The organism is Spirochaeta thermophila DSM 6192 (assembly GCF_000147075.1).
In the GTDB taxonomy this organism is placed as follows: domain Bacteria; phylum Spirochaetota; class Spirochaetia; order Winmispirales; family Winmispiraceae; genus Winmispira; species Winmispira thermophila_A.
On record NC_014484.1, the window covers coordinates 2,317,500 to 2,336,901 of the forward strand.

General features: G+C 62.1%; 18 protein-coding genes. 3 read left to right on the plus strand and 15 right to left on the minus strand.

Features of this window, described 5'->3' with window-relative positions; all coding sequences use genetic code 11:
• Window positions 1-64 precede the first annotated feature (64 nt).
• From STHERM_RS10480 to STHERM_RS10490, 3 genes are all read right to left on the minus strand, one after another.
• Window positions 65-1,348: a TRAP transporter large permease gene (locus STHERM_RS10480; protein ID WP_013314866.1), complete on the minus strand. Its 1,284-nt coding sequence runs from the start codon at window positions 1,346-1,348 to the stop codon at window positions 65-67.
• On the minus strand, window positions 1,345-1,812 hold the full coding sequence (locus STHERM_RS10485; RefSeq protein WP_013314867.1) for a TRAP transporter small permease: 468 nt from the start codon (window positions 1,810-1,812) through the stop codon (window positions 1,345-1,347). Before STHERM_RS10485 ends, STHERM_RS10480 begins: the two co-directional genes overlap by 4 nt.
• An 82-nt stretch (window positions 1,813-1,894) precedes the next feature.
• Window positions 1,895-2,887, minus strand: coding sequence for a C4-dicarboxylate TRAP transporter substrate-binding protein (locus tag STHERM_RS10490; RefSeq protein ID WP_013314868.1), 993 nt, complete (start codon window positions 2,885-2,887; stop codon window positions 1,895-1,897).
• A 184-nt stretch (window positions 2,888-3,071) separates the two neighbouring features.
• Between STHERM_RS10490 and STHERM_RS10495 the strand changes: the two genes are divergently transcribed.
• On the plus strand, window positions 3,072-5,006 hold the full coding sequence (locus STHERM_RS10495; protein WP_013314869.1) for a methyl-accepting chemotaxis protein: 1,935 nt from the start codon (window positions 3,072-3,074) through the stop codon (window positions 5,004-5,006).
• On the opposite strand, the gene STHERM_RS10500 is transcribed toward STHERM_RS10495, so the two are convergent.
• The 3 genes from STHERM_RS10500 to STHERM_RS10510 are packed head-to-tail and all read right to left on the minus strand — an operon-like array spanning window position 4,936 to window position 9,047.
• Window positions 4,936-5,262 (minus strand): hypothetical protein, encoded by a 327-nt coding sequence (locus STHERM_RS10500; RefSeq protein WP_013314870.1) that lies wholly within the window; start codon window positions 5,260-5,262, stop codon window positions 4,936-4,938. The two genes, STHERM_RS10495 and STHERM_RS10500, sit on opposite strands and share 71 nt — an antisense overlap.
• Window positions 5,259-7,685, minus strand: a complete 2,427-nt coding sequence (locus tag STHERM_RS10505) for a GH36-type glycosyl hydrolase domain-containing protein (RefSeq protein ID WP_013314871.1) — start codon at window positions 7,683-7,685, stop codon at window positions 5,259-5,261. Before STHERM_RS10505 ends, STHERM_RS10500 begins: the two co-directional genes overlap by 4 nt.
• Before the next feature lie 21 nt (window positions 7,686-7,706).
• Entirely contained in the window at window positions 7,707-9,047 is a 1,341-nt protein-coding gene (locus STHERM_RS10510; RefSeq protein WP_013314872.1) for a GH1 family beta-glucosidase, read from the minus strand.
• A 113-nt stretch (window positions 9,048-9,160) separates the two neighbouring features.
• Between STHERM_RS10510 and STHERM_RS10515 the strand changes: the two genes are divergently transcribed.
• Complete coding sequence (locus tag STHERM_RS10515; RefSeq protein WP_013314873.1) at window positions 9,161-10,069, plus strand: helix-turn-helix domain-containing protein; 909 nt, start codon at window positions 9,161-9,163, stop codon at window positions 10,067-10,069.
• Here STHERM_RS10515 and nadA read toward each other — a convergent pair.
• The 7 genes from nadA to STHERM_RS10550 form a co-directional block, all read right to left on the minus strand.
• Entirely contained in the window at window positions 10,066-11,145 is a 1,080-nt protein-coding gene (gene nadA, locus STHERM_RS10520) for a quinolinate synthase NadA (protein ID WP_013314874.1), read from the minus strand. The genes STHERM_RS10515 and nadA overlap by 4 nt on opposite strands.
• A 65-nt stretch (window positions 11,146-11,210) precedes the next feature.
• A complete protein-coding gene (locus tag STHERM_RS10525) occupies window positions 11,211-12,011 on the minus strand; it encodes an ABC transporter ATP-binding protein (RefSeq protein ID WP_013314875.1) in 801 nt (266 codons plus the stop codon).
• 72 nt (window positions 12,012-12,083) lie between these two features.
• Window positions 12,084-13,100 carry a FecCD family ABC transporter permease gene (locus tag STHERM_RS10530; protein WP_013314876.1) on the minus strand — a complete coding sequence of 339 codons (1,017 nt, stop codon included), beginning with the start codon at window positions 13,098-13,100 and terminating at the stop codon, window positions 12,084-12,086.
• Window positions 13,097-13,984: an ABC transporter substrate-binding protein gene (locus STHERM_RS10535; RefSeq protein ID WP_013314877.1), complete on the minus strand. Its 888-nt coding sequence runs from the start codon at window positions 13,982-13,984 to the stop codon at window positions 13,097-13,099. The genes STHERM_RS10530 and STHERM_RS10535 overlap by 4 nt, the downstream gene beginning before the upstream one ends.
• Window positions 13,985-14,048: 64 nt before the next feature.
• Window positions 14,049-14,435, minus strand: coding sequence for a type II toxin-antitoxin system VapC family toxin (locus STHERM_RS10540; RefSeq protein ID WP_013314878.1), 387 nt, complete (start codon window positions 14,433-14,435; stop codon window positions 14,049-14,051).
• Window positions 14,432-14,668 (minus strand): type II toxin-antitoxin system Phd/YefM family antitoxin, encoded by a 237-nt coding sequence (locus tag STHERM_RS10545; protein ID WP_013314879.1) that lies wholly within the window; start codon window positions 14,666-14,668, stop codon window positions 14,432-14,434. Before STHERM_RS10545 ends, STHERM_RS10540 begins: the two co-directional genes overlap by 4 nt.
• Window positions 14,669-14,741: 73 nt before the next feature.
• Window positions 14,742-16,088: a S1 family peptidase gene (locus STHERM_RS10550; protein ID WP_013314880.1), complete on the minus strand. Its 1,347-nt coding sequence runs from the start codon at window positions 16,086-16,088 to the stop codon at window positions 14,742-14,744.
• Between the two features lie 132 nt (window positions 16,089-16,220).
• Between STHERM_RS10550 and STHERM_RS10555 the strand changes: the two genes are divergently transcribed.
• Window positions 16,221-17,363 carry an NAD(P)H-dependent glycerol-3-phosphate dehydrogenase gene (locus tag STHERM_RS10555; RefSeq protein ID WP_013314881.1) on the plus strand — a complete coding sequence of 381 codons (1,143 nt, stop codon included), beginning with the start codon at window positions 16,221-16,223 and terminating at the stop codon, window positions 17,361-17,363.
• Here the strand turns inward: STHERM_RS10555 and STHERM_RS10560 are convergent.
• Both STHERM_RS10560 and STHERM_RS10565 read right to left on the minus strand, forming a co-directional pair.
• On the minus strand, window positions 17,338-18,717 hold the full coding sequence (locus STHERM_RS10560; RefSeq protein WP_013314882.1) for a B12-binding domain-containing radical SAM protein: 1,380 nt from the start codon (window positions 18,715-18,717) through the stop codon (window positions 17,338-17,340). The genes STHERM_RS10555 and STHERM_RS10560 overlap by 26 nt on opposite strands.
• Window positions 18,717-19,352 (minus strand): ATP-binding protein, encoded by a 636-nt coding sequence (locus STHERM_RS10565; RefSeq protein ID WP_013314883.1) that lies wholly within the window; start codon window positions 19,350-19,352, stop codon window positions 18,717-18,719. The genes STHERM_RS10560 and STHERM_RS10565 overlap by 1 nt, the downstream gene beginning before the upstream one ends.
• Window positions 19,353-19,402 lie beyond the last annotated feature (50 nt).

Here is a 19,402-nt window from a genome sequence, read left to right on the forward strand (position 1 = left end):
ATCCCAGACCTTCCCCCCTGGCAAGAAAAAATCCCTCCGGCGGATCCGCCGGAGGGACACCCACCTACTGTCCGAAGATGAGATTCGGCAGGAACAATACGATGGAAGGGAAGAAGGTGAGAAGGAGGAGCTCCAGTATCACCGCAACCACGAAAGGTATGGAATCCTTGATGTAGTCTTCGGTGGGCACGTCGAGGATGGCGCACACCGTGTAGAGGACCACGCCCACGGGGGGAGTCATACTCCCCAAGGTAACCATGGTCATCATGAGAATACCGAAGTGCACGGGATCCACTCCCACCGACTTCATGATGGGGAGGAAGATGGGGGTGAGGAGCAGGGTATTCACCGTGGGCTCCATGAACATCCCCGCCACCAGGAGGAATCCGAGGACGATGAGGAGCAGGAACGTGGGGTTCGAGGTGACCCCGGTGAGGAAGAGGGCGATGCTCTGCGGTATGCGGGTCACGGTGATCACATATCCCAGGATACCCGCACACATGATGATGAGCATGATGACCCCGGTATCGATCGCGGTCTGTCTGAGCGCCTCGAGGAATTTCGTCCAGGAAAGTTCCTTGTAGACGAACCTCCCCACGAGAAAGGCATAGACCACGGCAAAGGCCCCTGCCTCCGAGGGGGTGAAGATCCCGAAACGGATCCCCACGATGAGGAGCAGGGGAAAGATGAGGGCATAGATGTTCTCCCAGGTGCTCCGGACCACCTCACCGAAGGAGGGAGGATGGGGCCGCTCGGGCTGATACCCCCGCCGCCTCGCCACGATCGAGGCCGTCACCATCATGAAAAGCGCCATGAGGATACCGGGGACGATCCCTGCCGCGAACAACCTTCCGATGGAAACCTCCCCTATGTAGCCGAAGAGAATGAGTCCGATCCCCGGCGGGATGGTGGCCACGATGAGCGAACTGAGCCCGATCACCGCTGCGCTGTATCCCTTCGCATAGCCCTTATCCAGCATGGTGGGGCCGAGAATACGGGCCTCCATCGCGGCATCCGAGGCCGCGGCGCCGGAGATCCCTCCCATGAGCGTACTCAACACGATGCTCACATGGGCGAGTCCCCCCCTGAGGTGCCCGGCGAGTACAGAGGCATACCGCATGAGACGGTCGGTGATCCCGCTCACGTTCATGAGGTTCCCGGCGAGCACGAAGAAGGGCACGGCGAGCAAGGGGAAGGATTGGGTACTGCTCATCATCTTCGTGATGGGCACCGTGAGGGGCAGATCCGGGTTGCCGATGAAGAAGAGGATCCCGGCGACCCCGATCGAGAATGCGAGGGGCACCCCCAGGAGGAGGAGAACCAGAAAGACGATGCCTACCACTATCATTGCACCACCTCTCTTCCCGTGAGCAATTGCTTCACCAGTGTCCGGATCATGAGTCCGCACCCCACCGGGGCACTGAGCGTGGCCCAGGAGAAACTGATCTCGAGACCGCTGAACTGGCGGTCGAAGTTTATTATGGAGAGATAGAGGCCGTACGCCCCTGCAAGACCGAGAAACGCGAGCGCGAGTATCCGCGAACCTGCGACGATCCCCTTCTGCACCGCGGGGGGGAACCTCCTCATGAGGATATCCATCCCTATGTGACGGCCATGCTGCAGCGCCAGATCGGCCCCCAGGAAGCTCACCCAGGCGAAGAGGAGCTGGGCGATATCCACCGACCATACGATGGGATACCCCACACTCCTCAAGACCGCAGCGAAGAAGACGCAGACCACGATCACCACGAGGAAGATCTGCACGATCAGCACCTCCGCTCCCGTGATATACCTGTCGATCGATCCCTTCATCCATTCCTCCACACACAAAGATGCGAAAACGGGGAGAAACCCCGAAGGGTTCCTCCCGTGGTGGTGTTCACCATCAATAAGTTCAGCGCTTGCCGAGCACCTTCATCACCTCTTCCCGGAGCGCCCGGTAGCCTTCGATCTTGTCGTAGACCGCCTCGCAGGCTTGCTTGAAGGGTGTGATGTCCACTTCCAGTATCTCCACCCCCTGGGACTTCAGGAAGGATTCGTTCTCCTTGAGCCCCTCCATGGTGAGCTGTGAGGCATAGTCACCCGCTTTGAGCGCCTCCTCGAGAAGGATCCGCCGATACGCCTCGGGCAGTCCCTTGAACCACGATTCGCTGCACACGAGCCCGGTGATGAGCTGGAAGTGGCCTGTCTTGGTGATGTACTTTATCACCTCGTGGAGCCTCGCCCCCACCACGGCGGGAAACTGGGCCTCGGCCCCGTCGATCACCTTCTGCTGTATGGCCGGGTATACCTCAGACCACGCGAGCGCCACGGGACTGGCCCCCATGGCCTTTATGCTCTCCTGGAAGACCGTGGCACCGGGCGTACGGATCCTCAACCCTTTGAGATCCTGTGGGACTTTCACCGGCTTGTTGGTGAGGAAATGCCTCGCACCCTGGTACCAGTTGAAGGAGAGGATCCGGTAACCGTGTCCGGCGAGTTCCTCGGCCCACGTCGAGAAGAGGGACGAGGTCACGAGCTTCCTCGCCTCCTGGAAGTCGTCCACGATGTAGGGCGCCCCGAGGATCCCAATCGCGGGGACCGACTCCGCAAGCCGGGCCGGATCCGTGATCACCGCGACATTCGCGCCGGCCTTCACCTGTTCCATCATGTCCCTGGTGTCTCCCAGCTGGGAATTGGGATACACCTCCACCTTCACCCTTCCCTCGGTTCGGGCCTCCACGTTCTTCTTGAATTCCACCGCTCCCTTGTACATGGGATCGCTCTCGGTCACCACCATACCCACCATCAGTTTGTAGGTCTTCGTCTCCTCCGGGGCCCCCGATCCCCAGAGGGACATCCCGGCGAGCGACACCATGAGCACGAAACAGGCCATACGTCTCGTCATACGACACCTCCGTTGAGTAGATTTGTCCGAGATCCAGTGAATCCTGCTTTCGGCCATCCCGCATTCAAAATCTTATGAATTTCGTTCGTTCTACTGCTTTCTGCCGGTTCTCACGTCATCCCGATGTTGCAACATGGGCGAAAACATTTTACAATCACTTTCATCAAGGAGTTGAACAGTTAAAATGAAACTGCGAACGCGACTCTACCTCATCCTCATTTTGGTGGGCGTGTTGCTCTCCTTCGTAGTGGGAGCACTCGTCGTGCGGAACGCCGTGATCACCTCGCTCCAGGACCTCCAGGCCACGGGGCTCAAGGCCCTCATCCAGGCCCATGCCTTTCTCTCCCGGAGCAAAGACCTCATCGCCTATGGGAGCGAGACGCTCCAGAGCGCATCCCTCTCGGACCTCCTCGATCGATGGAAGGAGAGCATACAGGAAGTGGACGAGGTGCTCCTCGATCTCAGCGAGCACCCCGGGGGGAGATTCCTCTCCCAGGACCTCAAGACGGACATCGCCAAGATCTACGCCCTCTGGGGGACGAACGCCGAGCGTTTCACGCTCACCGAGGAATACCTCACCGAGATCATAGAGAGCCCGGAGATCCCCGAAAACTTCAAACGGGACATTTTCCAGATCAACAACTACCTCACCACTCACCCGGATGCACCCCGAACCGCCCTCTTCAGGATCTCCCAGACTCTCACACAGCTGCGTATCACCGTATCCACAGTGGAGATGTTCGTGAACGAGCGCGTCGAAAGTCTGGTGGAGCGGATCGAGAGGCAGGTGGAGGTGATCACCACGGTGTCGCAGTGGGTGCTCATCGGCCTCACCCTCCTCGTCATCGGCCTCACCGCCCTCCTCGTGGCCACCACCACCCGCTCCCTCGCCTCCCGCATCCTCCGCATCGAGACCGCCATGAACCGCATCCGCAACCGCGACCTCACCTCCCTCCACGAACTCGCCGATAGATCCCTCACCGCCTCCAAAGACGAACTCGCCCACCTCGCCTCCCACATCTCCACCGTCCTCCAGACCATCCGCGACTTCCTCCTCTCGGTCCGCGAGGCCTCCCGCAACGTCGAGGAGCTCAAGGACGTCCTCGCAGGCGGCGCCGCCCAGTCCGCCAGCGCCCTCAACCAGATCACCCGCACCATCGAGTCCATCCGCGACCTCGTCACCCGCCTCGATGCCAACCTCGACGCCACCACCTCCGCCATCTCCTCCATCGTCGACCGCATCCACTCCGTCGTCTCCCAGATCCAGACCCAGGCCCGCAACATCGCCGAAAGCTCCTCCGCCATCGAACAGATGAACGCCTCCGTCCAGCACGTCGCCTCCCTCGCAGAGGACCGCCGTGCCCGCACCGCCGACCTCCTCTCCGTCATCCACGACGGCGGAGAAAAGGTCAGCACCACCAACGAGGTCATCTCCTCCATCCACCGCGAAATCTCCGACATCCAGGAGATCATCGAGATCATCGACACCGTCGCCGAGCAGACCAACCTCCTCTCCATGAACGCCGCCATCGAGAGCGCCCACGCCGGCGAGGCCGGCCGCGGCTTTGCCGTCGTCGCCGAGGAGATCCGCAAGCTCGCAGAGTCCACCGGCGAGCACGCCGACCGCATCAGCCAGTCCCTCTCCCGCATCACAGACCGCATCCAGCAGGCCCTCCGTGCGAGCGATGAGAGCCACCACGCCTTCGAGAACATCCGCCGCGACGTCTCCCAGTTCGCCACCGCCCTCGACGAGATCGCCGCCAGCATGACCGAGCTCTCACGCGCGAGCTCCTCCATCCTCTCCGCCACCCAGACCATCTCCTCCATCACCCAGAAGATCGAAGAGGGCGCCGAGACCATGCTCCAGCAGTCAGGCACCATCCAGGACGCCGCCGAGGGCTCCCGCTCCATCTCCTCAGAGGTCAGACGCGGCATCGAGGAGATCGAGCGCGGCACCAAGGAGATCCTCCAGGCCGTCACCGTCATAAGCGACCTCGCCCAGGAGGCCCGCTCCCGCATGACCGGCCTCCGCCACACCGTCGATACCTTCACCCTCGAGGACTCCCAGGCCGATAGTACGTCCCCACATCCGGAGGTCGCCCACCCTGGAGTCGAATGACGAGGTTCTTCACCACCTCGCCGTACACCTCGTAGGGGATCTTCACCCGTTGGAGACGTCCCATCAGGGACCGGATCCGTGCGGCCTTTTCTTCCGAGAGAGCCGAGAGAAGGAATCTCTGCTCAGCCTCCCCCATGAAAAGGAGAGGGATGGCGATCTCCGCATCGGGGGTCCGCATGAGGATGTTGTGGAGGCTCACCGGATCGAGCCTGTGGGCCTCCTCGAGAATGCGCTCATGCGGTATCCGGGCCTTCATGTCCCGAGGATCACCTCCACGACATGGTCTTTCCCCTCGGTATCGAAGGGTATACGGGCCGCTCCTTCGGATACCTCGACCGCCTGTCCATCCATGGTACAGCTCCGAACCCCCCGAGACACGTGCTCAGGGTTCCTCACCGTGATCTCGTACCACGTACCCCGCACCTTCCTCCGCATCCTGAACCCGTCCCACTCGGGCGGCAGACAAGGGTCGATCACGATCCCGCCGTGGGTGACCCGTACACCGAGGATGTACTGCGTCGCGGCCTGGTACATCCAGCTCGCGGTCCCTGTGAGCCAGCTGTTCCTCCCGAGCCCGAACTGTGGATGCTCGTCGCCCAAGATGTTCTGACAGAACACGTACGGCTCCACCTCGTAGATATCGATGATCTCGTTCTTCTTTATGGGATTCACCTGCCGGTGATACTGGTAGGCTCGCGCCCCGTTGCCCATCATGCACTCTGCGATGATCACCCACGGGTTCGCATGCAGGAAGATGCCTCCGTTCTCCTTGGCACCGGGAGGATAGGTCGTCACCCCACCCAGATTCGGATCATAGTGGTCGTAGCCCGGGGTGCTCAGCTTGATCCCGTACCTGGTGTTGAGGTGTGTGTAGACCGCATCCAGCGCCTTGCGGGCACGCTCCGGTGTGGCGTTCCCCGAGATCACTGCCCATGACTGCGCATTGGTGTAGATCTTTCCATGGGCGTTCCCGCGCGAGCCGATCGGACTTCCATCCCAATCGAAGTACCGCAGGTACCACTCGCCGTCCCATCCCACCTCGTTGACGCGGCGCTTCATCTCCTCGGCATAGGAACGGTAGGTCTCCGCCTTCTCCTTCTCTCCGAGGTGATCCATGAGGTCGGCGAGATCACGAGCCGCCTTGCTGAACTGGTGGGCGATGAAGAAGGACTCTGCCCCGGTCTTGAGGTTCACGGTATCGTTCCAGTCCGCAAACCCGAGGTGTGGTATCCCGTGGACCCCGGTATCGTTCCATGTGAAGGCCACCGCCCGTTCGAGATGCTCGAGCACACGTGCACTCTCAAGAGGTCTCCCCTCTTTATCCTTCTCATAGAAGGGGATCTCTTCCTCGAGAAAGGCATAGTCACCGGTCTCTGCGATGTAGTGACACACGGCGAAGACCAACCACAGGTGGTCGTCCCCATAGTACTGCGGTCGATCCTCCATCTCCCGCGCATCCCCCATGGTGGCTTCCATGGTCTTGGGGTTGAACTGGTGCATGGACGAGCCGTTCCGCTTCTGCACCGAGAGGAGCTTCCTGAGGAGCTTCTTCGCACGACCAGGTGCACCCGCCACCACGGCCATCACGTCCTGGCTCGAATCCCGCACCCCGATCCCCCGGGCTCCGTAGCCCAGCTGGTAGTACGAGAGGTACCTGGACCAGTTGAGGGTGACGTAACACTGCCTGGGGTTGTGGGTATTCACGAGCAGGTCGAACTCAGGATCAGGAGTTTCCACCTGACACACGTTGAGGTATTCTTCCCAAAACGCCTGCATCCTCGCAAAGGCGGCATCCACCTCCTCCGGCTCCCTGAACCGTTCGATCACAGGCATCGCCTTCTCCACCGATTCCACCTGGCCCAGCTGGACGATCACCCTCCGCTCCTCACCCGGCGCGAGAGGACCCAAGTGGTGCATGAGGGCACCCACGTTGTCGCCCCGAAGCGGTTCGTAGTTGGAGAACTCACGCCCATCGACGAGTGAGAACGGCACCTTCCACGTACCGTACTCGTTCTCGCCCAGGAATCTGCGTCTGTCGGCCTCGAACGACGAGACCGGCCAGTTAGAGGTGAGGAAATTCTCGGCTCTCCCTATCTGCATAAAGGCGCACTGCCTCAGGACGAGGAGCTCCCCCGGTCTTCCGATGGCCTTGCTCGTCATGGTCTGGGGCACCCAGTCCGCGTTGGTCAGCTGCTTGAGGGCGTCGAAGTGGGAGTACTCCACCACAGGGATCAGGTCGAGGACCTCAACCGGATCGCTCCCCGTGTTCCGGATACGCACGTCCTGGAGGACCACGCTCTCCCCCTCGGGCACGAAGACCGTGATCTCGGTGCGGATCCCGACGTACTCCATGAGGAACCGGGAATACCCCAGGCCGATCCTGCACTCATAGCGATCGTACTCATGGAGGGTGGGAACATAGTAGGGGGAGTAGAGGAAAGACCGATCCCCCCTCCTCCCGCGGAGATAGATGGTGGAGCCTTTGAACTCCGAGGAGGGGAGCTGAGTGATGTACTTGGTGATCCGGTTGAGTGCAGGATCGCCTTTGCAGATCAGGAGCCCTCCCGTGTGATCCACGAACCCACCGAAGTCTATGGTCCCTACGTAGTTGATCCACTTCACGGGAGTGCGTGGATTGGTGATCACGTACTCTCTTCCTTCGAAATGTCCGTACGACATGATACGACCTCCTTACTCAACTTACACTTCGAAGACCTCGTTCCCTGCGATCACCTCTCGATAGTAGTAGTAGCTGTCCTTTGGGATGCGCCGCCCGTCGAGGTAGTCGCAGTACACGATCCCGAAGCGTTTGGTATACCCGTATGCCCACTCGAAATTGTCGATGAACGACCAGAGGTAGTATCCCTTGAGGGGGATCCCCTCCTTCACGATCCTCGCAGCAGAGGCGAGGTGGTCTCTGAGGTAGGCAATCCTCTCCGGATCGTGGCATGCATCCTCATCCGGCGTGAGCACGTCTTGGAAGGCAGCCCCGTTCTCGGAGACATACATCTCGGAAGGCGTGTAATGATCGTACACCCACCTGAAGAGACGATACAATCCCTGTGGCACGATGGCCCACCCCATAGCCGTTTTGGGATAGTGATCGGGTGCTTCCGAGAAACCACGTGGATTCTCCGGATCCGCCTTTATCGCCCGCTCCGAATAGTAATTGAGCCCGAGGAAATCCATCGGAGTGGCGATGATATCCAGATCCCCCTCCTGGAGGGGGAAGGAATCCCCAGCCTCCCTCACGAGTCGCTCCGGGTATCCCCTGCCGTAGAGCGGGTCGAGGAAGAGCTTCGCACTCTCCTCCCTGTACTTCTCCAGGGCGAGAAGGTCCTCCTCCCTCCTCGTGGCCGGACGCCCCACCGACACCACCTGGACCATCCCTATCCTCCCCTCATATCCCCCGTCCCGGAAGGCCCGGACCGCAAGGCCATGCCCGAGGTAGAGGTGGTGGAGTGCAGACATGGCGAGGTTCCAATCCTCCTTCCCGGGAGCATGCCATCCCAGGGCGTATCCAAGGACCGACGAACAGAGCGGCTCGTTGAGTGTGGCCCACATCTTCACCCGGTCACCCAGGGCATCGAAACACGCCCTGGCATAGTCCGCGAAATAGAACGCCGTCTCCCTGGAGGGCCATCCTCCCTCATCCTCGAGGTATTGGGGGAGATCCCAGTGATAGAGGGTCACGAAGGGCTCTATACCGTGAGCGAGCAACCCGTCGATCAGCCTGTCGTAGTAATCGAACCCCTTCGGGTTTCGTTCCTTCATCGAATAGGGGAAGACCCTCGGCCACGCGATGGAAAACCGGTACGAGGTGATCCCGAGCTCTGCCATGAGCTTCACATCCTCTTCGTACCGCCGATACTGATAGGCACCGGGCTCACCGTTGTGGCCGTATTTGACCTTTCCGGGCATCCGGGAGAAGGTGTCCCAGATGCTCTCCCCCCTCCCGTCCGCGCCGAGCGATCCCTCGACCTGATAGCTCGAGGTCGCCACTCCCCAGACAAAGTCCTCAGGAAACAGGCCTTGCTTCATACGTCCTCCAGCATACACATATGTGATGTGATCCATCAACCTGCGAGAGAAGTATATCAGATGATATGACCTTTTTCCTTGACGATATTACCTCTTTTTAGCACAATACGGTCATGTTTTCTGTTTCCAAGGGAGAGCTCTTCCGAAACAACGAGAGGATACGGATATCCACCAACTTCCTCCCCTCCCGTCACGCACCGGATCACGGTGTGGATCTCACCTACATCCCCCACCATCACGACTTTTTCGAGCTGGTGGTGATCCTCGACGGGGAAGGATTCCACCACATCGGCGAGACCGCGCACTCGGTATTCCGGGGCGATGTGTTCATCATCCTCCCGTCCGTGCCCCACCACTTCCAGGCCTCGCACCTGCGCCTTGTGAATGTGATGTTCCGGGAAGACGTACTGGAGCCCTACGAGCACGAGCTCCGACAGCTCCCGGGCTTCACGGCCCTCTTCACCCTGGAGCCGCGGGAGCGCCTCGAGGGGAGGCGCAAGGGGCACCTCAGGCTCTCGGGCTCGAGGCTCGAAGAGGTGGAACGACTCATCCACCAGCTCATCCGCGAGGAGAACTCACGCGCACCGGGACACACCATCATGGCTGCGGGCCTCTTCTTCCAGCTGCTCACCGTCCTCGCCCGTGAATACCAGCGCCTCTCCACCCCGGAAGCCCACCGGATCCTCACGATAAGCTCGGTCCTCTCCGCACTCGAGACCCAGTACCCCCGTCGGTGGACACTCGAGGAGCTCTGCGCCAGGGCGAACCTCTCCCCTTCCACCCTGCGCCGCCACTTCATAAGGGCCGTGGGCATGCCTCCCCTCCGTTACCTCGCCTATCTCAGGGTGGAGAAGGCATGCGAGCTCCTCACCCATACGGACCTCACCATGCTCGAGATAGCGGAGGAGGTGGGCTTCCAGGACAGCAACTACTTTGCCCGCCAGTTCAGACGGTACAAGGGCATCTCTCCCAGGGAGTTCCGCCGGATCACGCGGCGTGGCGTCTCCGCACCTGCACCCTAGAGGGCGAGCATCCGCTCCACCGCCGTGAGGGCCCGCTCCCGCATCCGCTCGTCCACGAAGACCTCGTACTGCTCATAGCGGAGCGCATCCCGTGTCTGCTCGAGGGTGATCTGGTTCATGTGGGGACATCGCACCGAACAGAGCCTGAGCATCTTCTTCTCCGGATGGGCCGCCATGATGTTGTCACCCATGGAGCACTCGGTGAGGAGCAGGTAGCGAGAGGCCTCCGTGCTCTCCACATAGTCGATCATGGCCCTGGTGCTTCCCGCGAAATCGGCCTCGCGCACGACCTCGGGCGCGCATTCGGGGTGGGCGAGCACACACACATCGGGGAACTGGGCCCGGATCCTGCGCACGTCGTCCACGGTATACTTCTCGTGCACCTCACACCGCCCCCGCCATCCTATCACCGCCCCCTCCCACGAGGATCGATCCCTCACATCGGCCGCATCCCTTCCCTCACGATCCTGGAGGATGGGTGAAAGCCCTCCATCCTCCTTCTTGAGGAAGAGGATGCGCCTTCCGAGCTGCTCGGCCACATTCGAGGCGAGGTACTGGTCGGGAAGGAAGACCACCGTGCCTCCGCCGAGGGCCTTCACCACCCGATCGGCGTTCCCCGACGTGCAGCAGTAATCGCTCTCCGCCTTCACGTCCGCATAGGTGTTCACATAGGTGACGATGGGCACGCCGGGAAGGAGGGCCCTGATCGCCCGCACATCCTCTGCGGTGATGCTCTCTGCAAGAGAACATCCCGCCTCGAGCGAGGGGATGAGCACCTTCTTGGAGGGATTGAGTATCTTGGCGGTCTCGGCCATGAACTTCACCCCGCAGAACACGATGATGGGCTTATCGGTTCCCGCGGCCTTCCTGCTGAGCTCGAGGGAATCCCCGCGCTCGTCGGGTACATAGGTATAGAGTGCGGGCTCCATATAGTTGTGCCCCAGGATGAGGGCGTTCTTCTCCTCTTTGAGGGCACGTATCTCGAGGATGAGCTCGGCCTTCAGAGGGATCTCCACCTCGGGGACGATCTCCCCCATCCGGCGCTTCATGTCCTCCTTGAGTTCCCTGAGCGTCATACAGACCTCCCATGGCAGATCTCTTTTTCACAAAATATTACAAAACACATAAGGAATCCAGACCCCTACAATCCCGCCTCCGGGACGAACACCACCTGGGGCCGACCGCTCACGGGATGCGAGATGCACACCACCTCGATTCCGTAGAGATCCCTGAAGAGTGCGGGATCGGCGACATCCTCCGGCGTCCCCGAGGCGAGGACCCTCCCCTCCTTGAGGCACACGAGCCTGTCCGCATAGAGGAGAGCCAGGTTGATGTCGTGGAACGTGGCGAGGGCCCCCACCCCCCTCCGCCGGCACACACCCCTCACCAGTCCCATCACCCGGCACGCGAACCCCGGATCCAGGTGACTCGTCGGTTCGTCCAGGAGGAGTACCGCCGGCTCCTGGGCGAACGCCCGGGCGAGCACCACCCGCTGCACCTCACCCCCGCTCACCTCACCCACCCTCCGCCCCCTGATACCCCACACCCCCACCTCCTCCATCGCCTCCCGTACCGCCCGGGCATCCCTCTCCCCCTCCGGCTGCAGCCGCCCGAGGTGCGGCCACCTGCCCATCCGCACCACCTCCTCCACCGTGAAGGGGAAGGGCACCACCACCTGCTGGGGGACATACCCCACCCTCCGGGCGATCTCCTTCTGGGAGAGCCTCCGCACCTCCTCCCCACACACCCACACACACTCCACCTCCGGCTCGAGCACCCGGACCACCAGCCTGAGCAGCGTGCTCTTCCCCGCCCCATTCGGCCCGAGCACCCCCACCACCTCCCCCCTCTTCACCCACACCCCCACCGCATCCAGCACCCGCCGGTCCCCCAGACTCGCCCCCACCCCCTCGCACCGCAACACCACCTCGTCCTGAGCCATCGACACCTCCACCCATACCCTAGCAAAGCCCCCGCGGACACGCAACACACCCGCCTCCCGCAGGAGAGCCCGTCACCCTCGCCGCCACCTGAGGAGGTAGACGAAGAACGGCACCCCCACGAGCGCGGTCACCACCCCCACAGGAAGCTCCGAGGGCGAAAGGACCACCCGCGCCAGGGTATCCGCGGCCACCATCACCATCCCCCCCAGCCAGAGCCCTCCTGTGAAGACCCGCACATGACGCGCCCCCAGGAGACGCCGCACCATGTGCGGCACCACGAGCCCCACGAACCCCACCGGACCGCAGAGCGCCACCACCCCCGAAGCCGCGAGCGAGACCACCAGGAGGAGGTAGAGCCTCACCCGCACCACCCGCACACCCAAACCCACCGCTGTCTCGTCTCCCATGGAGAGCACGTCGAGATCCCTCACCCAGGGAACCACCAGGAGCACTTCCCCCAACAGCAGCCCCAGGGCGACCCCCACCTTGTCCCAGTCGGCCGTGGAGAAACTCCCCATCATCCAGAACACCAGGCTCCCCACCCTGTCCCGCACGAACGTGAGAAGGAGCGAGAGAAGGGCCGAGAGGAAGAGACTCACCGAGATACCCGAGAGCAGGAGGGTCTCGGTCGCCGTGCTCCGCACCGAACCCGCGATCCCGTAGACCAAGAGGAGGGCCGCCGCTCCTCCCGTGAACGCCCCCACCATCATGGACAAAGGCAGCCATTCCCCCGGAAGGACGAAGACCGCCGTCGCGGTACCCAGGGCACCTCCCGCCGAGACACCCAGGACATAGGGATCGGCCATGGGATTCCGGAAGACCCCCTGATATACCGCACCGGCGCCCGCCAGGACCGCCCCCGAAAGGAAGGCGAGGAGCACCCTGGGCAGACGCACGTAGAGCAGGATCCTGTCGATCACCCCGAGCCTGGAGGGATCGGGCAACCCCTCCCTGAGCAGACGAAGCAAGGCCGCCCACACGCGCGGAGGCGACACCTCCGCAGCTCCCACCAACACCGCACCCCACACAAAAAAAACGGTGAGGGCCATGAACAACCCCCACCGAAGCACGCGAACCCATCTCCTCATTCCTCGAAGGCCTCCGGATGGATGATACGCGCCAGGGCCATGAGCCCCTCCCCTATACGCGGTCCCTGCCGGTCGACGAGATTGTTGTCGATCTCGAACACCCGCCCCTCCTTCACCGCCGTGAGCTGGGTATAGGGGGGGGTCTTCATGAATCCCTGCTTCGTGTTGTAGTACTTCGAACAGATGATGATATCCGGATCCTTTTCCAGGAGCCTCTCCGCACTGTACTGCCATCCCTCCACGTCGGAGGCCACGTTCACCCCTCCGGCGATCTGGATGAGGGTATCGATGAACGTCCCCTTTCCCGCAGTATAGTCGCCGAACTGACCATAGCTTATCACGTAGTACACCCTTGGCCGGGGGAGCCCGCTCACCGCGCTCATCACCGTGAGCACCACCTGCTCTATCCCGTCAATGAGATCCTCCGCCTTCTGCACAGCCCCCACCACGCGGGCCACCTGGAGGATCGTCTCGTAGGTCCCCTCGAAACTCTCAGGGTAATTGAAGACCGCCACCGGGATCCCGAGCTTCCGCAGCTTCTCGTCCACCTCCTTGGAGAGGTGGGAGGAGGCGATCACCACATCCGGCTCCAGGGCCACGAGGCGCTCGATATTGGGCTGGAGGATCGTGCCCACCGACGGGACACCCGCCACCTCGGCAGGCCAGTCACAGTAGTCGGTGCGCCCCACCACGAGATCACCCTTCCCGAGAGCGAAGAGCGTCTCGGTGATATTCGGAGCCAGGGAGACGATTCTGTCGGGATACTCCGGGAGAAGGATCTGTCTCCCATACGAGTCGGTGACCCGGACCGCGGGCTCCTCCTGCGCCGCGAGCCCCGAACCGAGGAGGAAGACGACCAGTAGCGAAGCCCATATCCTCCGCATAGACCACTCCTTTCTGCAAGAAACTATCGAGTCGGAGTCGCTCTCGCCGCACATGGGAGATCCCTCACCAGATGGTCTGCACGTCGTACTGGGCGATCTGCGGATCGGAGGTGAGGATCGCACACTTCTCCATCTGCGCCTGGGCGACGAGCATCCGGTCGAAGGGATCGTTGTGGAGCCATGGGATATAGAGGAGGCGCACCATGTGTTCCTTCTTGAGCTTGAGCCACTTGATGGAGTTCACACTCATCTCCCGGTCGATCACCTTCTTCCACCCCTTCTCGAGCCGGAGCTTGCCCAGGGACATCTTGAGACAGATCTCCCAATAACTGGCTGCACTGAAGTAGAGCACATTCTGGGGATTGTAGAAGACCTCCTTCGCCCGCTCGGAGAGCTTATCGCTGTCCGAAACAGCCCAGAGAAACGCCTGTGTATCGATCAGTATGTTCATGGCACGTACTCTGCAAAGATGTCGTCGAGCGGTTCGTTGAAATCATCCGACATGTACACGATGAGCCCTTTCGCCCCATCCAGGACGCGATCGGAACGCACACCCTGAACAGGGACGAACCTCACGAGTGGGATCTTCTCCTCGTCGGTGATCACCACATCCTCCCCCTTGAGGGCGCGCTCGAGAAGCTCCTCGAACATCTTTGCCGCAACGGACCGCTCTATCGTGAACATATCTACATTGTAATGAAATACCACATCTTCGTCAATTTACTTTCGAGGAGAAACAGGAAAAGAGCGCGAGAGTTCATCTGTGCCACCAGTCCGAGGGCACCTCATGTGCAGCCACCACCACACCGAGCCCCCCCCACCCATCGTATATCCGTCCGGTGAGAATCCCCACGAGCCTCCCTTGCTCATCGAAGACCGCACCACCCGACATCCCCTCCCCGATCCATCCAGAAACCTTGAGGAGATCCCGACGCCCTCCCTCCGTCCACACCCTCTCCCGTCCGGCGACCAGAGAGGGTAAGCGAAGCTCCACGGGCCGGGAGCGCAATCCCACCCCCGGTGGATAGCCGACGAGGGTGATCCGGCTCCCCACACGCACCTCGGAAAAGGCAGGGGTCACGACGGGGAAATCGATCCCTTCGGGGAGGGGCCTGCCGTAGAGATCGGCCGTCAACCGGAGGAGGGCGAGATCCCGCACCTCGTCCTCGAGGATCACCTCTGCACGGAAGAGCTCATCCGGCGGCATCCCCTCCTCACGGGTCACCGCCACCACCACCTCCTCACCGCCCTCCACCACGTGCAGGGCGGTGAGGATCTCACCATCCTTCGATATCAGCACCCCCGATCCCATCGATCGGCCGGCCACCACCTGTACCACCGGGCTCAAGACAGGTCCTCGTGCTTCGAGAGGGGGAGGAGACTCCTCGAAACGCACGAGGAGCACCACCTCCTCGGGCGCCTCCAGGACCCGCAGGTCCGCCACCATGAGGGCGTAGTCGCCGGGAGCGAGTCCCTCTCCCACCACCAGGGACTCCCGTCCCAGAGGGGTGGTGGCCCGATGGGAGGCCGCCCGAGGATCCGGAACCGCAGTCCCGGGAGCGAGGAAAAGATCCACATCCCCCTCCGCATCGAGGACATCCACCCTCAGGGCCGGCACTCCCTGAGGCACCTTCAGCCTCCCCACCGTGCACATGGCCTGCTCGGGCGAGAGCACGAGCCTCACCGGTCGTCCTGTCTCGATGTCGAACGAGGCCTCACCGGAAACGAGCGAGAAGAGGAGTGAGACATCCACTCCCTCACCCACACCACCCTCATACCCCACCTCCACCACGTACGTCCCCGGCCTGAGCGTCCCCTCCCATCGCGTGAGCCACACCTCCCACCCCTCCCCTACGGTCCTCGCCACCACCCGCCCCTCCCTTCTCACCGCCACCTCCACCGACCCCCCGGCACGGACCCGGAGGCGCGCGGCCACGGTGGAGGGCGGCACACTGAAGGTGAACACCCTCACCCCCGGCTGAGGCTCCACCCTGGCGGACACCTCCCTTCCGGGGAAGAGCATGGCGGGGAAGTCCGCACCCCCCTGAAAGGGATCCGCGGATACGAACGCGACGCACAACATGATCCCTGCGAGAATCCTCATACTCCCCCTTTGCAATTCCACGGCGGATACTCTACTATACCATACGCATGATTGCGTACAAACACAAGCGGACTCCCATCCGAGCCCCCGCATCCCTTTGCCTGCACAACCCGATCGGAAAGGAGCTTCACGATGCGCGTCAACTTTCAGGTGCCCATCCTTCGTAGCAAGATAGGAGTGATAGGTGCGGGTGCATGGGGCACCGCCATTGCCCAGGTCGTGGCAGAGAAAGGCCACCACGTCGATCTTTGGGTGTACGAACAGGAGGTGGCGGAAGAGATCAACCGGCTCCACGAGAACATGAGGTATCTGCCCGGTGTGAGGCTCTCCTCCCGGATCCGCGCCACCACGGACCTCGCGGAAGCGGTACAGAAGAAGGAATACCTCCTCCTCGTCCCCCCTTCCCCCTTTCTCCTGAAGATCACCTCCGGCATTTCCTCTCTACCCGACATCACGAAAGGGAGACCCATCATCGCGGTGTTCACCAAGGGGTTCATTCCGGACGAGGGGGGCAGACCCAGACTCATCCTGGAGGCCATGGAGGACCACCTCCCGCCCTTCTACAAGGACAACCTCGTCTACGTCTCAGGTCCCTCCCATGCGGAAGAGGTGGGAAGGGGGAAACTCACCGGGCTCATCAGCGCCTCCAAGAACCCCAAACACAGCATCAAGGTGCGCAATCTCCTCACGAGCCATAGACTCCTCGTCTTCTCCAGCCTCGATACCATCGGCGTGCAGGTGAGTGCGGCCATCAAGAACGTGATCGCCATCGCCTTCGGGGTACTCGACGCACTCATCGAAACCGGCTCCGAGTTCGTGGGTGACAACACAGAATCGCTCCTCCTCGCCGCGGGTCTCAACGAGATCCAGGCCCTCGGCACGGCCATGGGCTCCACCCACCCGGAGACCTTCACGTCCATCGCCGGGGTGGGAGACCTCGACGTCACATGCCGGAGCAAGTACGGGAGGAACCGAAGGTTCGGCAGGGAGATCCTCCTCAAGAACATCCTGAGACCTTTCAAGGACATAGACGATCTCATCCGCAACATCTCCAGGCTCGACTACCTCCCGGAAGGGGTCTTCGCGGCGACCCACGCCCACACCCTCGCAAAGACCTACAACCTCAGGCTCCCGATCATAAGGAGCGTCTACCGCATCCTCAACAAGGAGGATCAGCCGGTCGACATCATCGAGGACCTCCTGGTGAAACTCCTCACACGCACGAGGAACACCGGTCTCATCGAGCGGTTCAGGGAGCGCTTCCTGAAGGACTGAGAGCCCGGATCCGGGCGTTCCGTTCCCGGACCTTTCGCTTGAGGCACTCGAGATCGGAGAAGGTAAACCCCTCCCATTCGAGGGGGAAGATGGAATTGTTGTGGAAGAGGGGCTCGTGCGCGATGGGATACCGCGATCGCCGAACACTCTCCTCCCAGAGGGAGGTCCCGGGGATCGGGGAGTACTCGGCGAGGGAGACGAGCACCGGCAGGTCCTCCAACGCCGAGAGGGTCCGCTCCACCTCGTCACTTCTCTGCCCCGGAAGTCCCACCAGGACGTATACGACGATCGACGAGGGGGGAAACCCCGCATCCCTGAGGATCTCCACGGCCCTCAAGAACTCCCCGCTCGTCACCTTCCGATCGTAGCGGGTGTGGAATCCCTCCTCCGCGCTCTCGAACCCCACACGGACCTCGCGGAACCCTGCCCGCACCATGAGGGAGGCGGTCCGCCTGTCGAGGAACCGTGCGTGCAGGGCATTGGGTACGTAGAAGGAGAGGCCCGATCTCCTTGCCGAGCCGAGGCGTGAGAGGACCCGTTCGAGGAACGGCAGGAGACCTTCCTCCTTTCCCACCAGCAGGGCATCGTCGTAGAAGGCGAAGGTGGAGGTGCGGCACCGCGAACGGTAGTCCATCAAGAGATCGAAGAGCGCATCCCCTCTTCCCGGGACGAATCGGGAGAGCCGGGACGAGGCGCAGTAGGTGCACCGATAGGGACACCCCTGATGGAGCCTGAGCACTCCGGCCTCGCGCCACACCCGTTCGAGGAGGAGGGGGCGATCGGGGACGACTCCCTGTGGAACGGGAAGCCCCTCCTTCCCGAGGGCCGACCGGAGGGCCTCGAGATCATCGCCCTGCACGATCACGTCGGGTCGCACGACCTCTTCGCAGTGCCGGGGGAGAAGGGAGGCATACACCCCTCCCACGGCGAGGAGGGATCCGGGAAAGCGTCTCCGTATCAGATCCGCCGCCTCCTTCACCCCGTGATACCAGTACGTCATGCCCGAACCTATGAGCACCACCGAAGGCGGGTCCTTCGGATACCAGGAGGAGAGGATCTCCTCCACCCGTTCGGGGAGGATGCCATAGCGTGCGAACCTCCGGCGCGCCCCCGCATAGGGAGGGGGGAGGGGGATCCTGAAGAACTTGCCCGTCCCATCGGGGCGTCGTCTCACGGGTCCGAGCATCTTCGCGGTGTAGGCATCCCTGTAGTCCAGGCAGTCGAGGAAGCGCACCTCGTATCCCGCCTCTTCGAGCCATCGCCCCACACGCAGGAGCCCGTACGGTCTGAGGAAGAGATCGAAGAGGGCGAAATCGTAGACGGGCGGCTGGATGAGGAGTGCAGAGGGAGGCATCAGCGCACGAGGGGGAAGGTGACGAGCCAGGTCTTCTCTGCGGGCGAGAGCCTCAGGGACCCGCCCATCTGCCGTGTGAGGGCCTCCACGAGGGTCATCCCCTCGCTCGGGGCATCCCCCTTCTCGAACGGGAGTCCGTCGTCGGTGAGGGAGAGGAGGCCCTCTTCCCCCCTCCTCACGAGTGAGACCGCGATGGTCCCGCCTTTGTGATCGAAGGCGTGTTTGAGCGCGTTCACCACCAGTTCGTGGACCAGGAGGAGGAGGGGGAGCGCCTGTCGAGGGGAGACCACGAGGTCTTCGCAGTGCCATACGAAGGACACACCCCTCCCCTTGTAGAGGGGTGCCATCTCCTGCACGAGATGGGAGACGGCTCGGGAGAGATGGACCATCCCGCCTTCCGGCCGGAGTTCGAGAAAGGAGTAGAGATGAGCGAGACCCCGGAGCTGGGCGGCGACTTCCTCCAGGATCATGCCCGACTCCTCGGGGAGGGATGCGGCCTTGAGCCGCATGTAGCTCACGAGGAGCGAGATGTCGTTCCGCACCCGGTGGGAGAGCTCCCTGTAGTGGAGGGCGTCATGATCGGATGCATTCTCGTCCGGATGTGGAGATCGCACGGAGTTCCCATTTCGGTTCATACGCACCCCTCACCTTTTTATCGACACGTTCTTCGATAAGATTATCCCTA

Excerpts from the sequence above, each read along its gene's own strand:
- STHERM_RS10480 (WP_013314866.1), bottom strand. The coding sequence starts at position 1,348 with ATGATAGTGGTAGGCATCGTCTTTCTGGTTCTCCTCCTCCTGGGGGTG.
- STHERM_RS10515 (WP_013314873.1), top strand. The coding sequence starts at position 9,161 with ATGTTTTCTGTTTCCAAGGGAGAGCTCTTCCGAAACAACGAGAGGATA.
- STHERM_RS10505 (WP_013314871.1), bottom strand. The coding sequence starts at position 7,685 with ATGTCGTACGGACATTTCGAAGGAAGAGAGTACGTGATCACCAATCCA.
- STHERM_RS10555 (WP_013314881.1), top strand. The coding sequence starts at position 16,221 with ATGCGCGTCAACTTTCAGGTGCCCATCCTTCGTAGCAAGATAGGAGTG.
- STHERM_RS10525 (WP_013314875.1), bottom strand. The coding sequence starts at position 12,011 with ATGGCTCAGGACGAGGTGGTGTTGCGGTGCGAGGGGGTGGGGGCGAGT.
- STHERM_RS10485 (WP_013314867.1), bottom strand. The coding sequence starts at position 1,812 with ATGAAGGGATCGATCGACAGGTATATCACGGGAGCGGAGGTGCTGATC.
- STHERM_RS10510 (WP_013314872.1), bottom strand. The coding sequence starts at position 9,047 with ATGAAGCAAGGCCTGTTTCCTGAGGACTTTGTCTGGGGAGTGGCGACC.
- STHERM_RS10560 (WP_013314882.1), bottom strand. The coding sequence starts at position 18,717 with ATGCCTCCCTCTGCACTCCTCATCCAGCCGCCCGTCTACGATTTCGCC.
- STHERM_RS10490 (WP_013314868.1), bottom strand. The coding sequence starts at position 2,887 with ATGACGAGACGTATGGCCTGTTTCGTGCTCATGGTGTCGCTCGCCGGG.
- STHERM_RS10540 (WP_013314878.1), bottom strand. The coding sequence starts at position 14,435 with ATGAACATACTGATCGATACACAGGCGTTTCTCTGGGCTGTTTCGGAC.
- STHERM_RS10565 (WP_013314883.1), bottom strand. The coding sequence starts at position 19,352 with ATGAACCGAAATGGGAACTCCGTGCGATCTCCACATCCGGACGAGAAT.
- STHERM_RS10530 (WP_013314876.1), bottom strand. The coding sequence starts at position 13,100 with ATGAGGAGATGGGTTCGCGTGCTTCGGTGGGGGTTGTTCATGGCCCTC.
- STHERM_RS10535 (WP_013314877.1), bottom strand. The coding sequence starts at position 13,984 with ATGCGGAGGATATGGGCTTCGCTACTGGTCGTCTTCCTCCTCGGTTCG.
- STHERM_RS10500 (WP_013314870.1), bottom strand. The coding sequence starts at position 5,262 with ATGAAGGCCCGGATACCGCATGAGCGCATTCTCGAGGAGGCCCACAGG.
- STHERM_RS10550 (WP_013314880.1), bottom strand. The coding sequence starts at position 16,088 with ATGAGGATTCTCGCAGGGATCATGTTGTGCGTCGCGTTCGTATCCGCG.
- nadA (WP_013314874.1), bottom strand. The coding sequence starts at position 11,145 with ATGACGCTCAGGGAACTCAAGGAGGACATGAAGCGCCGGATGGGGGAG.
- STHERM_RS10545 (WP_013314879.1), bottom strand. The coding sequence starts at position 14,668 with ATGTTCACGATAGAGCGGTCCGTTGCGGCAAAGATGTTCGAGGAGCTT.
- STHERM_RS10495 (WP_013314869.1), top strand. The coding sequence starts at position 3,072 with ATGAAACTGCGAACGCGACTCTACCTCATCCTCATTTTGGTGGGCGTG.